The organism is Arthrobacter sp. TE12232 (assembly GCF_054062615.1).
In genome coordinates, this window is the sequence record NZ_JBSSFK010000001.1 from 699,273 (window position 1) to 714,084 (window position 14,812).

Annotated in this window: 12 protein-coding genes and 6 tRNA genes; 14 read left to right on the forward strand and 4 right to left on the reverse strand. The window is 67.3% G+C overall.

The features are described 5' to 3' along the window. The first annotated feature begins 277 nt into the window (after positions 1-277). Positions 278-2,767 (forward strand): DUF222 domain-containing protein, encoded by a 2,490-nt coding sequence (locus tag ACVWZ7_RS03140; protein ID WP_456506961.1) that lies wholly within the window; start codon positions 278-280, stop codon positions 2,765-2,767. A gap of 781 nt (positions 2,768-3,548) precedes the next feature. On the opposite strand, the gene ACVWZ7_RS03145 is transcribed toward ACVWZ7_RS03140, so the two are convergent. Both ACVWZ7_RS03145 and ACVWZ7_RS03150 read right to left on the reverse strand, forming a co-directional pair. Next, entirely contained in the window at positions 3,549-4,394 is an 846-nt protein-coding gene (locus ACVWZ7_RS03145) for a cytochrome (protein WP_344365735.1), read from the reverse strand. An 82-nt stretch (positions 4,395-4,476) separates the two neighbouring features. Next, positions 4,477-4,551: transfer RNA gene (locus ACVWZ7_RS03150), tRNA-Val, on the reverse strand. A gap of 584 nt (positions 4,552-5,135) precedes the next feature. Between ACVWZ7_RS03150 and ACVWZ7_RS03155 the strand changes: the two genes are divergently transcribed. From ACVWZ7_RS03155 to ACVWZ7_RS03180, 6 genes are all read left to right on the forward strand, one after another. After that, positions 5,136-5,208, forward strand: a tRNA-Gly gene (locus ACVWZ7_RS03155). A gap of 46 nt (positions 5,209-5,254) precedes the next feature. Further along, a tRNA-Cys gene (locus tag ACVWZ7_RS03160) sits at positions 5,255-5,325 on the forward strand. Between the two features lie 39 nt (positions 5,326-5,364). Then, a tRNA-Val gene (locus ACVWZ7_RS03165) sits at positions 5,365-5,439 on the forward strand. Between the two features lie 58 nt (positions 5,440-5,497). Beyond that, positions 5,498-5,570, forward strand: a tRNA-Gly gene (locus ACVWZ7_RS03170). A gap of 49 nt (positions 5,571-5,619) precedes the next feature. Then, positions 5,620-5,694, forward strand: a tRNA-Val gene (locus ACVWZ7_RS03175). Between the two features lie 226 nt (positions 5,695-5,920). Next, positions 5,921-6,190 (forward strand): antitoxin, encoded by a 270-nt coding sequence (locus ACVWZ7_RS03180; RefSeq protein ID WP_456506962.1) that lies wholly within the window; start codon positions 5,921-5,923, stop codon positions 6,188-6,190. Positions 6,191-6,479: 289 nt separating this feature from the next. Here ACVWZ7_RS03180 and zapE read toward each other — a convergent pair whose 3' ends face one another. After that, a complete protein-coding gene (gene zapE, locus ACVWZ7_RS03185; protein ID WP_116768161.1) occupies positions 6,480-7,517 on the reverse strand; it encodes a cell division protein ZapE in 1,038 nt (345 codons plus the stop codon). A gap of 226 nt (positions 7,518-7,743) precedes the next feature. Here zapE and ACVWZ7_RS03190 point away from each other — a divergent pair, with 226 nt between their 5' ends. From ACVWZ7_RS03190 to ybaK, 3 genes are read left to right on the forward strand one after another with little or no spacing between them, the layout of a single operon-like run. Continuing rightward, on the forward strand, positions 7,744-8,661 hold the full coding sequence (locus ACVWZ7_RS03190; RefSeq protein ID WP_456506963.1) for a sulfurtransferase: 918 nt from the start codon (positions 7,744-7,746) through the stop codon (positions 8,659-8,661). A gap of 59 nt (positions 8,662-8,720) precedes the next feature. After that, a complete protein-coding gene (locus tag ACVWZ7_RS03195; RefSeq protein WP_344365728.1) occupies positions 8,721-9,194 on the forward strand; it encodes a SufE family protein in 474 nt (157 codons plus the stop codon). 41 nt (positions 9,195-9,235) lie between these two features. Then, complete coding sequence (gene ybaK / locus ACVWZ7_RS03200) at positions 9,236-9,733, forward strand: Cys-tRNA(Pro) deacylase (RefSeq protein ID WP_456506964.1); 498 nt, start codon at positions 9,236-9,238, stop codon at positions 9,731-9,733. 61 nt (positions 9,734-9,794) lie between these two features. Here the strand turns inward: ybaK and ACVWZ7_RS03205 are convergent, their stop codons facing one another. Continuing rightward, a complete protein-coding gene (locus ACVWZ7_RS03205; protein WP_456506965.1) occupies positions 9,795-11,153 on the reverse strand; it encodes an alpha/beta hydrolase family protein in 1,359 nt (452 codons plus the stop codon). A 226-nt stretch (positions 11,154-11,379) separates the two neighbouring features. On the opposite strand from ACVWZ7_RS03205, the gene ACVWZ7_RS03210 reads away from it, so the two are divergent. From ACVWZ7_RS03210 to ACVWZ7_RS03225, 4 genes are all read left to right on the forward strand, one after another. Then, positions 11,380-11,868, forward strand: coding sequence for a hypothetical protein (locus ACVWZ7_RS03210; protein WP_116768165.1), 489 nt, complete (start codon positions 11,380-11,382; stop codon positions 11,866-11,868). Between the two features lie 14 nt (positions 11,869-11,882). Continuing rightward, a complete protein-coding gene (gene msrB / locus ACVWZ7_RS03215; RefSeq protein WP_344365719.1) occupies positions 11,883-12,401 on the forward strand; it encodes a peptide-methionine (R)-S-oxide reductase MsrB in 519 nt (172 codons plus the stop codon). Positions 12,402-12,609: 208 nt separating this feature from the next. Beyond that, positions 12,610-14,019: a DUF6421 family protein gene (locus tag ACVWZ7_RS03220; RefSeq protein WP_456506966.1), complete on the forward strand. Its 1,410-nt coding sequence runs from the start codon at positions 12,610-12,612 to the stop codon at positions 14,017-14,019. Then, positions 14,016-14,798, forward strand: coding sequence for an SDR family NAD(P)-dependent oxidoreductase (locus tag ACVWZ7_RS03225; RefSeq protein ID WP_456506967.1), 783 nt, complete (start codon positions 14,016-14,018; stop codon positions 14,796-14,798). Before ACVWZ7_RS03220 ends, ACVWZ7_RS03225 begins: the two co-directional genes overlap by 4 nt. Positions 14,799-14,812 lie beyond the last annotated feature (14 nt).

Sequence of the window (14,812 nt, forward strand, 5' to 3'; positions counted from 1 at the left end):
GGCCGGGCTGTGGGGCCGGCCTGTAGGGTCCGCACGGTTCGCAGCGCACGCCTATAAGGCTCGCAGCGCCGGACCTCTCGCTTCATTTGGGGCGTCAAATGAGATCAGCATGTGTCTTCACGTTTGGGGCCCGACGGTAGACGGAAAACGGCCTCAGGGGCGACCGCCGTCCCCTGAAAGCGGCCGCAGGACGTAGCTCCGAAAATCTGAAACCGCCCTCAGTTCATCACTCCTGCTTCGCGCTAAGAATGTCAGACCCCCGGAGGAGACTGGTGTCATGGAAGCCGCCAGGGATTTCATTCCGCTCGGGGACGACGGGCAGGGCACGGATCGGTGCACCGGTCGCGCTGCAGGCTGCGGCGCGGATCCCGGCACGGACCGCGGCGCATGTGCCGGTTCGGGTCCGGCCGGGCGGTCGGGTGTGGATGTTGCCCTGGCCGCGTTGGAGGCTGTGGGGTCGACGGCGCTTCAGGATGCGGCGTCGTGGGATTTCCGGGCCGCGGCGGACTTCGCCGGGCGGGTGGAGAAGCTCTCGCGCCGGGCGGAGTTTTTGCAGCTGGTGGCGGCCGGTGCGGTGGACCGGACCCGGAAGCAGTCCGCCGCGGCAGCCGGGGCGGGGGCGAGGACGGCGGCGGGGGCGGGCACGTCGTGGACGACGGGCTGGCGCGACGACGCCCCCGGCACCGCGGCCGCCGGCACCGCGGCCGCCGGTGGCGCACCGTCCGGCGCGGTGAGTGGTGCTGTGGCCGATGACGGGATCGACGGCGGAATCGACGGCGGAATCAACGGTGGGATCGACGGTGGGATCGACGGTGTGCCCGGTTCCGCAGCTTCGCCCGACGCCCTCACGGGCGTGACAGCGCCCGGTGCTGCGGCTTCGCCCGATGCGCTGACCGGGGAGGGCGTGCCGTCGGATGCGGCCGGTGACGCGGCGGTGGTCGATGACGGGTATCGGAACACGGCGGAGTTCCTCCGGGCGCGGCTGCGGATCAGCGCGCCGGAGGCTAAACGCAGGCTCTCCCTGGCCTGGAATCTGTTGCCCCGCCGGGGACTCACCGGCCAGCCCGTCCCGGCCGTGCACGCGGAGCTCGGTGCGGCGGTCGCGTCCGGGGAGGTCGCGTCGCGGGCCGCGACGATCATCACTGCGGCGCTGGAGAAGGTCCGGCACGTCTGTGACGCCGGGGCGTTGGCGCGGATGGAGCAGGCCCTGACGCGCACGGCCGCGGAGAACGACGCGGACTTCCTGGCCCGGGTGGCCCGGGGCTGGGCGGATGCGCTGGATCAGGACGGTGCCGAGCCCTCCGAGGAGCTGCTGCGCCAGCTGCAGGGCGCCTTCATCCGGCGCCGGCGCCACGGCCTGCACCATCTTGAGATTTTCGCGACCACCGAACAGTTCGAGTACCTCCTCACCGTCATGAACACCGACACCAACCCCCGCACCACAAACACACACGCCGCCGGGCCCACGAAAGCCGCCGCCTCTGAGGTATCGGCCGCCGGCGCCGCTTCTGAGGGCCCCACGGCCGGCGCTGAGGACTCCGCCACTGGTGCCGCCGCTGATGGCTGGGCCGCCGGAGCCGGGGCCCATGATGGCTCCGCCACCGGTACGGCCGCTGATCGATGGGCCTCCGGTGCAGAGACGGCCGCCGGTCACGGCTGGGCGGTTGATGCCACCTCCGGTGCCGCCGCTTCTGCTGACTGGGGCGCCGAGCCCGCCGGAGCTTCCTTCGCCGTGGGGTGGGCTCCCAGCCTGTCCGACGGTCAAGGCTGGGTCGTCGGCACTCCCGCCGGCGAGCGTTCGACCCTCGGACCCGTCGACGCGGCCGGTGACGGCAGTGAGTGGCCGGTCACGGGTGCCGGGGCCGGCGTGTGGGCCTGTGATGCCCGGGCCGGCGGTGTGTCGACTCTTGCGGATGCCCAGGCTGCCTCCCCGGCCCCGGCTCAGGCTCCCGCCGTGGGGAATCATGCCGTTCCGGATGACGCCCCCGCAGCAGCGGGGCAGCCGGTGTGCGAGGAGGATCCCGGGGCGGCGGGGCTGGATCCCCGGTCCCGGGCCCAACGGCTGCTGGACGGCCTGGTCGGTGCCTGCGGGATCGCCCTCGCGACCGGGGGCCTGCCCGCCGCGGGCGGGCTCCGGCCCCAGATCATGGTCACCATCGACTACCGGGACCTGCTGACCCGGCTCGGCACCGCCCCCGACGGCCAGACCGGCCCGGCAGAAGGCCAGGAAACGGCGGCTGGGGCAGACGAAACCGGTGCGGCCGACGCGGCGGGCGGCGCGGCGGATGAAACCGGTGGGGCGTTCCGGCCCGCGGGGGCGGTGCGGGAAACGGGATCGCTGCTGTTCACCGGACCCGTCACCGCCTCCACGGTCCGGAAGATCGCCTGCGACGCCGACATCATCCCCGTCCTGCTCGGGGGTGAGGGCCGGATCCTGGACATCGGCCGGGCCTCCCGGCTCTTCCCGCCCCACCTCCGCAAAGCCCTCATCACCCGGGACCTCGGCTGCGCCTTCCCGGGCTGCACCATCCCCGCGCCCTGGTGCGAAGCGCACCACATCACGTACTGGTCCCGCGGCGGGACCACGGGCACGGAGAACGGAACCCTGCTCTGTTCCCATCACCACCACCTGATCCACAAGGAAGCGTGGACCATCCGGCTCCGGACCGGGATTCCCTGGTTCATCCCGCCACCCCACATCGACCCCGGCCAGAAACCCCGCCGCAACCACTACTTCACACCCGCCCGACCCGCTCAGGCCGCATAACCGCGGCCCGGACAGTGGCGGCCTGATCTCGGCGATGATGCCAGCCGTGTAATCACAGACCCGGCAATCGCGGCGTGATTCGGGCAGCGACGGCGTCATACAGGCCAACGTGCCACCACGTGATCGCACACCCAGGGGTAACGGCAGCACGGCTGCCGTCCGCGGTGGCCACGGCTCCTTGGCACGGCCGCACGACGGCGAGCAGGATCAGTCGCTGCGTTACCCGGGCCGAGTTACGACCACGGAATCGCAGACCAGGCGGTCGCGGTAGCCGGGCAGCGAAGGCGGCTCCCGGTTACGGCCGTCTGACGGACGCCCGCGCGGCATCCCGGGCAGTTGGCCAGGTTCCACTACGGCAGTCTGGGGCATTGGCTGCATCACCCGGGCCAAGGTGCGCGCGGTGAAATCGCAAGCCCTGATGACAACGGCATCCCGCCCGGCGGTTAGGTTTCGGCATCCCGACAAAACATCAACAACACGTCATCGCAGCTATTCGACAGCAAACCGGGATGCGACTGCGGTTTCCCAGCCAAGAGGGCGCCGGAACGACGCCAGCGCGCGGGAGACTTCCGCAAATGCCATCTTTGCCACGCAAGGCAACATGTCATGCGACCCCGCGCCCCAGCGGGCAAATTACCGGCGGTGGCAGTTGCTGGCGCTGTGCTGGAGCCGGGGCAGTGACACGGCGGCGAGCCATGAGCTACTTCTGCATGGGGGTGCCCCGATAGGAAGAGTTAGCCCGAGAGAGCTCGGGCTCAGGCTCCGGCTCAGCAGCGCCGGCTCAGCGCTTCACGGGAGGCGCGAGCGGGAGCAGTGCCGCCCCGGCAGTGGCGGTGTCGGCCGACATTTCCCAGACGCGGCGCAGAGCGCAGAATTTCCACCAGTGGTGTTTCAGGACGTCGGGATTGGCCCGCTGTGGACGGACTTCCGTCTCGCCTACTGCCACTGCCAGGAGGATTGGCGATTCGCCGTGCTGCCATGCTTCCCACTCCCCCGCCACGGGATCCACGAGGCTTTCTTCCGCCTTCATACCGGCGACGAGCTGCATCACGACCTTGTCATCGAGTGGTTTGACGGTGCCGTCCCGGCTGGTGCCCTTGGTCTTGTAATCGATGAGACAGGTCCGGCCGTTGATCTTCGCCACGAGGTCCAGGGTGCCGGCATAGCCGACCGTCTTGTTCCACACCGTAATCTCTGGGGCGATGGGTTCAACCTGGAAGAGCTCCCACCATTCATCGAATCGCGCAGCGAAGGCTTCCTCACCATTGGCGGCGAGGGCTTCGCGGGTTTCCTTCATCTGGTGCGGCCGGCCGAGCGCGCGCAGCGCAACCTGCTCACAGTAGTTGTGGACCCGGTCGCCGCGCTTGGCGGCCTCGTCCCGGTAGCTCTCCGCTGCCTTGGCTGCCCGGCTGACTGCCTGCCGCAGCTTGCCTGGGCTCCCCAGAATGCCGGGAAGTTCGGGATCCTGGGCAAGGCTGTTGGCCCCCATGTAGCCGAACCAGCCATCGAGTCCATGGGGCTGTTGGCCAATCACCGTAGTGATTGACGGGACGGAGAATTGTGCCGATGTGGAGCGTGCGTACATCCGGCCATAGTCAGTGGCGTGGGCGAGGAGTGGAGCAGTCATGTAAAGACTCTTTCACGGGGGTCGGACAACGATGAAAAGCAAAATGGCCCGCCCCGCATGTCAGCGGAACGGACCATTTCGTTGGTGGGCGATACTGGGTTCGAACCAGTGACCTCTTCGGTGTGAACGAAGCGCGCTACCACTGCGCCAATCGCCCCAACGACATTGAATGCTAGCCCACCCGGACGGATTTCAGAAATCGGCGCCGATGACGACTCCTCGACCGGGGTCACGCCCGTCGTTACCAAGGGTCGGCCACTACGCCAGTCCACTGCCCGCGCGAGAAGCACCTCACCCGCCTCCCAGCAACGCGTCACCAGCACAGGCGAGCCTTGACTCCCCGACTGCAGCGTCGCCTTACCAACCCGGGCCCCGGACGCCGGGTCCCCCTGGACCCTGAAACTCCAAACGCCGGGTCGCCCTAGACCCTGGGACCCACACCCGGATTCCAGGCACGGAGTCCCCCACGAGCACGCAGCCGCCCACCCAATTCCCAACCCGGAGACTCCAAGCCCAAGCCCGAACCCAAACGGTGGACCGCCTTCCATCGCCGCCACGGTATGCCTGCGAAGCTAATTACAGCCCTGTAATTCGTAAAATCCCCTAGAAATCAAGGAAGTAGGGCCATTGAGTCGGGGCCATCGGGCCTCGATTTGTAGATTCCCAGAACCTCCTATAGAGTTCTTACTCGTTGGAACGCGAGGAAATGCCGAATGCGGCAAGGAAATGCACCCCAATAATGCGGACGTAGCTCAGCTGGTAGAGCACCACCTTGCCAAGGTGGATGTCGCGAGTTCGAATCTCGTCGTCCGCTCGCAGGACACTGTCACGGCAAAGGTTCTTCGGAATCCTGCCTACACGGTGGGTTGGCCGAGAGGCGAGGCAGCGGCCTGCAAAGCCGTATACACGGGTTCGAATCCCGTACCCACCTCGGTGAAAACCATGGTTTCCGGTTTAGGCCGGATGAAATGGGCGATTGGCGCAGCGGTAGCGCGCTTCCCTGACACGGAAGAGGTCACTGGTTCGATCCCAGTATCGCCCACCAAAGCAAGGTAACTTGCTTGATGCAGTACCACCGGCCAAGCCGGCATGGACTTCATATTGCGGACGTAGCTCAGCTGGTAGAGCACCACCTTGCCAAGGTGGATGTCGCGAGTTCGAATCTCGTCGTCCGCTCTCTTGTGTAAATGATTGACACAAATCCACTCCGGATTCTTCCGGTTGCGGGCGATTGGCGCAGCGGTAGCGCGCTTCCCTGACACGGAAGAGGTCACTGGTTCGATCCCAGTATCGCCCACCATCAAGCAGCTCCCCTGGAGCTGCTTTTTTCGTGCCCTTGTGGCGTCCTGGATGTTAGCTGGATTATCGGTATCGGGCGTTGATCTGGGCCGGCCCTGCCGGACCGGGCCACAAGGCCCTTGACAGGAGTTCCCCGAGAACGGGCTGACTCTTGGCATGACCCCTACGGGCCGTTAGTATCGGAAGCCGGAGGAGCGATCTGGCTCCGCGACCGAAGGGAGGTGCCCGTGGGTTTACTTGACGATCTGAAGGGCAAGGCTCAGCAAGTCATTGGTGGCAACGAACAGGCCATCAAGGACGGCATCGAAAAGGCCGGCGATTTCGTCGACACGAAGACCGACGGCAAGTACGCCGACAAGGTCGATGCAGTGCAGAAGGGTGCTTCCGACTTCGTGGATCAAGCAGATGACAGGCCGACCACGGCCCCTGTCGTCGAGCGGCCCCTCGTCGCGGATGAGCCTCCTGTAGCCGGGGAAACCCGGCAGCAGGGCCTCTGACCCAGGTACGTCAGCGAGGTGTCGGTCCCGCCGAGAGGCGGCGCCGGCACCTTCGGCGTTTAACGACGCCGAACGAAGCAACGCGGGGATCTTCGAGCCCATCCGGAAGCTCAGGATGGGCTCGAAGTGACTCCGCGTTGCTTTGCATGGAGGGGTTCGCCTTAGCGGGGTTTCGACGTCGGAGTGTCACCACGTCGCCGCGTTCCGGCTGCGGACGGTTCAGACTCGAGACGATACCGGCCCAGGCGGGTCCACGCCTACGCCGGTCCTCGACTAAGCCGATTGGGGGCTAAGACGGTTCGTGGTTCTGGCCCTCACGGGCAAGCGCGGTAAGCCGGGAAACGGCGCGGAAGTACTTCTTCATGTACCCGCCGGTCATCATTTCCTCAGTGAAGAGCTTGTCGAACGGCACGCCGCTGGCCAGGATGGGCACGTCCTTGTCGTACAGCCGGTCCGCCAGCACCACGAACCGCAGTGCCACGGCTTGCTCGGTGATCGTGTGCACGTTCTTCCACACGACGCCTTCGATCCCGTCCAGCAACTGGCGGTAGCGGCTCGGGTGCACGCCGGCCAGGTGGTTGATCAGGGTGCTGAACTCGTCGCGGGCCACGGTCTTGCCGTCGAATTCGGCCTGCATGTGGTGGGTCAGGTCATCATTGCGCAGCGGAGCGGGCGCTGCCGGCAGGCCGCGGTGGCGGAAGTCCTCGCCGTCAATCCTTACGACGTCGAACTGGTCTGCGAGCACCTGGATTTCGCGCTGGAAGTCGACGGCGGCAAAGCGTCCGTCGCCGAGTGAACCCGGTAGGGTGTTCGACGTCGCGGCGAGCTTGACGCCCGCGTCGGCGAGTTCGCGCATGAGCCGGGACATCAGCACGGTGTCGCCCGGATCGTCGAGCTCAAACTCATCGATGCACACGAGCTTGTAGTGACTCAGGGCCTCCACGGTCTTGCGGAACGACAGCGCGCCGACGAGGTTGGTGTACTCGACGAAGGTGCCAAAGGCCTTGGGGCCGGGGGCGGCGTGCCACAGCGATGCCAGCAGGTGGGTCTTGCCGACGCCGAATCCGCCGTCGAGGTAGATCCCCGCCCGGGAGGTGTCCTTCTTGCCGAAGAGCCGCTTGAACAGGCCATCGCCGTCGCGCGCGCCCACACCAGCGGCGAAGTGCTGAAGGGCGTGGACCGCGTGCGCCTGGCTGGGCTGGGCGGGGTCGGGACGGTAGCTCGAAAACGACACCTCACCAAACCGCGGCGAAGGATAGAACCCATTGAGGAGTTCGTCCACGGAAACTGCCGGCGTGCGGGCGGCGAGCTGTTCGATGTGTACCAAGGTGGTCCGTTCTGCTGGTCTCTTGTCCCCAGCAAGAATACCGGCAAGGGAAGGCCGCCCCGTGTGCGCGGATGCGAACGGGCGGCCGGCGTGAGCAAGACCACATTTCCCCGTGTGAACCCGGTGGAGCATTCCCGCGGGGCCGTGACTAGTGTTGTAACAGGCTGGCGCCGCGCACTCTTTTCCGCGCCCGGCCTCCTGACCGTTTCAGTGAAAGGCCATCACCATGTCCTACCCCGTTGAGCAGAACGAAAAGTTCGCCGCGTACGCACACCCCGAGCGCCTGGTATCCACCGACTGGCTCGCCGCTGCAATTGATGCCGGCGAGCTCGACGGCGGCAAGCTCGTGGTGGTCGAGTCGGACGAGGACGTGCTGCTGTACGAAACCGGCCACATCCCCGGCGCCGTCAAGATCGACTGGCACACGGATCTCAACGACGAGGTCACGCGCGACTACATTGACGGTGAAGCCTTCGCCGCCCTGGCCGCGGCCAAGGGAATTTCCCGGGACAGCACCGTAGTCATCTACGGCGACAAGTCCAACTGGTGGGCCGCGTACGCCCTGTGGGTCTTTACCCTGTTCGGCCACGAGGACGTCCGGCTCCTGGACGGGGGCCGCGACAAGTGGATCGCCGAGGGCCGTGCCCTCACCACCGAAACCACGGTTCCGGCTCCGGGGACCTACCCCGTGGTGGAACGCAACGATGCCCCGATCCGCGCCTTCAAGGAGGATGTCCTTGCCCACTTCGGCAAGCCGCTGATCGACGTCCGCTCCGCTGAGGAATACACCGGCCAGCGCACCCACATGCCGGCCTACCCGGAGGAAGGCGCCCTGCGCGGCGGGCACATCCCCACCGCGGCCTCCATCCCCTGGGCCCGCGCAGCCGCCGAGGACGGCACCTACCGCGACCGCAGCGAGCTCGAGGCCCTGTACCTGGGCGAGGCCGGACTCAAGGAAGGCGACGACGTCGTGGCGTACTGCCGGATTGGCGAGCGGTCCAGCCACACCTGGTTTGCGCTGAAGTACCTGCTGGGCTTCGACACCGTACGCAACTACGACGGCTCCTGGACCGAATGGGGCAACGCCGTGCGCGTCCCGATCGTCAAGGGCGCCGAACGCGGCACGGTCCCGGCCGGTCGCTAGGTTCGCCGCCGGCAGTTGCGACCGGGACACAATTGCCGCTCGTGCGTAAGCTGGGAGTGATGAATACTTCTGCCCTCCCCGCCGCACTGGCGGAAATTGTTGACGACTTCCAGGCCTTGACTGAACCCGAGCGGCTTCAGCTGCTCCTTGAGTTCTCGCAGGGACTACCGGAGCTTCCGGAGAGGCTCCAGGACCACCCGGAACTGCTCGAGCAGGTGGTGGAGTGCCAGACGCCGCTCTTCCTCACCATTGAGACAGAACCGGCCGACGGCGGCGCGCCGGAGCGCGTCCGGCTCTACTTCAAGGCGCCCAAGGAAGCCCCCACTACCCGCGGCTTCGCCGGCGTGCTCCATGAAGGACTCGACGGCCTCAGCGCTGCGGAAATCCTGGCCGTCCCGGACGATATGCCCGAACAGCTCGGCCTCACCCGGGCCATCACTCCCCTGCGGATGCGCGGAATGACCGCCATGCTGGGCCGGATCAAGCGCAAAGTCGCCGCCTCCGGATCCCAGCACGCGCCGGCGCAGTCCTGACCTGCGGCGCTTAGACAATCAGCTAAGGACAATCAGCCGTTATGGCCCGAAAACAGGCATCCCAGGGAACTCCGGCCACCGCGGCACTCGCGGCCGCCGGGGTTCCCTTTGTCGCGCACCCCTACGCGCATGATCCTGCCGTAGCGAGCTATGGCCTTGAGGCCGCGGAGATGTTGGGCATCGACCCCGCCCGGGTCTTCAAGACCCTGATGGTCGACGTCGACGGCCGGCTCGCCGTCGGCGTCGTGCCCGTGAGCGGAAATCTGGACCTCAAGGCGATGGCTGCGGCCTTGGGCGGCAAGAAGGCCGCAATGGCGGACCCCGCCGCCGCGCAGCGACGTACCGGCTACGTGCTCGGCGGCATTTCGCCACTGGGGCAACGCCAGTCCTCCCCCACCGTGGTGGATGACAGTGCCCTGGCGCTGGCGACCATCCTGGTCTCGGGCGGCCGGCGCGGCCTGGACATCGAACTGGATCCGGCCGAGCTCATTCGGCTTACGGCCGCCCGCACCGCGAGGATCGGCACCCGGCACGACTGACTCTCCCGGCGATCGCGCGGCACATCACGGCAGTATTGGCGTGAATCACCGCCGCCACCTGTCAGCCCGGTGTGGACTGCCCGGCCGCCGGCTCCTGGTCCCCGGGATTGACACGGGGCGCGAGCTGCTGCCGGAGCCAGGCCATGACCTGCCGCTCCCAGCGCTCCGGATCCACATTCCATTCTTTGGTGTGCCGAGCGGTGTTGAAGGACTCGAACGTGACCATCTCGGGATTCTTCTCAGCCAGCTCGGCGGAGGGCCCATACGGGACGTATTCGTCGTCAACGCTGTGCACAATGAGGGTCGGCGTCCGCAGTTCCACGGCCCGCGACACCCAGTCCATCGCCTTGAGGTCCACCGGGGCGGCCAGCCCGGTCAGCCGCCGGCCCAGAGGGTGGCTGAGCATCAGTTGCCCGTACCGCCCCACCGACGACGGGATCCGGTTCAGCTCCGCATGGTGGGCCAGCACGTTGACCCAGTTGATCACGGGGGCGTCCAGGACCATCGCCCGGATCAGCTGCCGATGCCGCGAGAGGTCGGCCGTCTGGAGGCAGATCGCGCCGCCCATCGACCAGCCGAACAGGACGACCTCCCGGGCGCCCTGCTCCAAGGCAAAGTCAATGGCAGCTTCGACGTCGCGCCATTCGGTGGAGCCCAGCCCGTAGCGCCCGTCGCTGGCTGACGGAGCCAGGCCGTCGTTGCGGTAGGAGATCAGCAGACTGGGCATGCCCAGGTCCCGAGCGGTCCGGACGGCCCTCAGGCCCTCCTGCCGTGAGGCGCCGCGCCCGTGCACCATGATCGCCCAGACGTCCGACACCGTGTCTTCCGACTCCGGTACGGCGCGCACCAGCCATGCCGGCGCGGTTCCGCCCTCGACGTCGATCAGCACGTCGTCCGCCGAAAGTCCGATGGCGGCCGGATCCGGATAGGCCGCCCCGCTCCACCAGCCGCGTCGGGCGGTGGAAATGTCCCCGCTGTAGACGGTCTCGACTTCCCGCAGCACGGTGCGTTCGGCCGGCGAGTAGGAGAGGATCCGGCCGATCCGCGCGTGGCCCCGGCCGCCGTCGAAGAAGAACCCGTACACCCCGTCCACCGTGGCGTCCGGGGTTGCGGCCAGGATGACCTGCAGCCCGCGGCCCTCCCGGATCACGGCCAGCACTTCCTGGTCCGCGTCGCGGAACCTGGCAGGGGTGATGACACGGCGGGCGAAATACAGCGCGAGGGCGGATGATCCGGCGGCGAGGACGCCCGCAGCGGCGCTGCCTCCGATGATCCCTCCGACCGCCCACTTGGCGCTTCCGGACGGCCCGGCAGCGGCGGATGGAGCAGAGACCGTTGCAGAGGCTGCGGCAACAGTGGTTGCCGCTCCGCGTGTGGCGGTCCGGGAGAGATCCGGCGGGAGGCGCAAGGAGGATGCCATGGCACCATTCTGACTGAACTGTCCGACAACGACGGCATTATGGCCCTTCACGAAGAAGGGGGTTGCTCCCGCAGCACCGCGCAGGTAGTTCCCCGCCAGCGGGGACACGGCGGAGCGGACACACGAGCCGGGCCGACACGCGGCGAAGACACACCAGCGGGACACGGCATGATGCGCGCCGGGACAGAACCATGCACGGCGACACGAGCGCGACTAGGCTGGGGTCATGAGTGATCCAATCGTCATTTTGACAGAAGAGCCCCTCGGTGCGGATGACCGCGTCAACATCGAAACCCTGATTGCGGGCGGTGATGCGCCCCTGCTGATCCTGGTTCCGGCCAATACCGAGCGGCACCTGATGGTGGATTTCCTGGAAAACCTTTCCATGCTCGAAGTTTCCAAAGCCTTCCGCGAACTGACGGCGCATTCCGACCCCGCCGAGGAGCGGGCCGAGGCCGCCGACACCCTGGCAGCGTCCCTTGCTGCCTTGGCCGGCCTCGGCGGCGGAGTCTCGGGCGAAATCGTCGAGGGCAAGGCCGTGGATGGCCTGGTCGCCAAGGTCAAGGAACTCAGCGCCGGGCAGGCCGTGGTGATCACCCGCCCGCACGCTGTCGCCGACACCTTCCACACCGACTGGGCCACCAAGGCACAGGACAAGCTGGGCCTGCCCGTCCTGCATCTGTACGCCGGTTCGGGATTTATCGGGGACTCCTAAGCGTTATTGAGGCTATGAGCATCTTCAAGAACAGGCCCAAACCCATGACCTTGGCAGTGCCCTCCGCCGAGCCCGACGCCGGCACCGCCACCACGCCGCTCGAACACAACCAGGTCGAACACAACCCGGTCGAAAAGACGGATGCCCAGTGGCGCGAGGAACTGACCCCTGAGGAGTACCGGGTGCTGCGCCAGGCCGGCACCGAACGGCCCTACACCGGCGAATACTGGGACACCCACACCCGGGGCGTGTATCAGTGCCGGGCGTGCGGCACCGAGCTCTTCACGAGCAATGAGAAGTTCGACTCGCACTGCGGCTGGCCGTCCTTCTGGGCGCCGCTTGCCGACGGCACAGTCCGCTATATCCACGACCGCACCATGGGCATGGACCGGGTGGAAGTCCGCTGCGCCACGTGCGATTCCCACCTGGGCCACGTGTTCGACGGCGAGGGTTACGGCACCCCCACGGACCAGCGGTACTGCATCAACTCCGTTTCGCTGAAGCTCGTACCCGCAGACGACGCCGGGAAGTAAGCCCGCCTGCCGGGCCCGCCGGTGCCGAAACGCCGCCGCCGGGCCCCGCAGCCCTCCCTCTTCTTCCGCTGGAACAGTCTTTCGGAATCACTTGCCACAGTCTTTCTTATGCTCGAGGCAATTTTGCATTAGAGCTGCTGTTTGCTTGCTACGCTCGATTTAGATCCAGCGACACGCACCACAGCTACTAGAAAGGCGACCGTCGACGATGACCACGACCGCTCTTACCGCCCCCGCCCAGATCACGGCCAGCAACCAGGAATGGCTGCGGCTCAAGGCTGCCGCCACCGCGCTGCAGGCCCTTCAGATCCAGGACGGATCCGTCCCGGAAACCACAGCCCACGAAGCCGCGGCCGGGTACGTCGCAACCATCACCGCAGCGATTTCGGCCCTGGCGCCGTCCTTCCCGCACGACGCCCGCTACCTTGAACTGCTCGTCACCGACTTCGGCCGCTGGGCCGATGGCGGCTTTGGCGTGCCGGACTTCCTGGATTCCCTGCAGGCCTTCCAGCCGCAGCAGCACCGCGTCAACGGGCTCCAGCACCTCGTCGTGTTCCCGATGTACACCCAGAACGGCAGCAGCAACCGCCTGGTCGAGGCCGTGCTGATCGAGGTCATCTGGCCCGAGTTCATCGGCGGCCTGGAACAGGGCGAATACTCCAACAAGCTCTTCGTCCCGATCCGCTTCCTCGACTTCACCCCGGGCTACAACACCAACTCCGCCGTGCTCTTCCCCGAGACCGTCGCCGTCCGCGAGACCCCCACCTTCACGTGGGGCGCGATCTTCGCTGACCGCGAGGCTGCCCGCTTCCGCCGCGTCCTGCGCGCTGCTGCGGACATCACCTCGCTGCAGCTTCCCGACGACGCGGCAGCACTGCTGGAGGACCAGAAGCTGACGCAGGAAACGTTCGTCATGTGGGACCTGATCCATGACCGCACCCACATGCGCGGCGACCTGCCCTTCGACCCGTTCATGATCAAGCAGCGCATGCCGTTCTTCCTCTACTCGCTCGAGGAACTGCGCTGCGACCTCACCGCCTTCCGCGAGTCGGTCAAGATCGAGAAGGACGAGGACGCCGACCCTGAGGCACGCCGTCACGCCAAGCTCGTCCAGTACGCCGTGATCTTCGACCGCATCTTCCGCTTCGCGATCACCGGAACCCGCGTCCGCAACTACGACGGACTCGGCGGCCAGCTGCTCTTCGCGTGGATGCACCAGCACCACGTCCTGCACTGGACCGACAGCAAGCTCAGCATCGACTGGGACGAAGTTGCCGACGTCGTGGTTGAACTCGGCGCCCGCATCGAGGAACTGTACTGGCGCTCGATCGACCGCCCGAAGATGGCCCACTGGCTCGCCGCCTACGAACTCATCTCCGGCACGGTCACGCCCAACCCGGCGTCGGTCTGGGCCAAGGGTCCGGACGCCCTCCCGCTGGCCGGCCCGCCGCGCGGCCTCACGGACCAGGTCCTGGACGACGAGTTCCCGCTCTCCATGTTCTACGAGGCCCTCGAGAAGAAGATGCGGCCGGTCATTGAATCCACCGCCGGCATCACGGGGTCCTCTGACACCGGAGAAACCAGCGGCAGCGGCGCCCAGGCCCTGAACGCCGGATGAGTGCCGGACGCACTTTGAACGTGCTGGTCACGGGGGGCAGCGGGCCGTCGGGAATCGCGACGGCCCGCGCCCTGCGCGACGCGGGCCATGCGGTCTTCACCGTCGGCTCAGACGCCGCCCGGATCGAGGCCGCCGCTGCCGACGCCGGCAGCGGCGTCACGCCGCTTGTCTGCGACCTCGCCACCCTGTCTGACGTCCGCGCCTTGCGGTCGAGCGTCGCGGGCCTGGTGGGAAGCGTCGACGGCGTCATCCACCTCGTGGGCGGCTGGCGCGGCGCGAAAGGCATCACGGACCAGAGCGACGAGGACTGGGACTTCCTGGAACGCAACGCCATCACCACGCTGCGGAACGTCAGCCGTGTCTTCTTCGATGACCTCGCAGCCTCGGACACCGGGCGCTTCGCCATGGTGTCCTCAACGGCCGTAAGCGCCCCGACGGCCGGCGGCGCCAGCTACGCCGCGGCCAAGGCCGCAGCCGAAGCCTGGACGCTGGCGGTCGCGGACGGCTTTCGACGGGGCCGGCCCGCGGCCGACGGCACAGGAAGCACCGAGCCAACCGGCCCGGTGCAGCACGCCACCGGCCAAGACAAAACGGGACTGAGCAGCGCCGCCGTCATCTTCGTGGTGAAGGCCCTCGTTGACCCTGCGATGCGGGCCAAGGCCCCCGAGCGCAAATTCCCCGGCTTCACGGACGTCGCAGACCTGGCGGCTGCCGCCGTCGGGCTCTTCAGCACTCCCGCCGGGGAACTGAACGGCCAGCGGTTGCTGCTCAGCCACTGAACTGCCCCCGGACT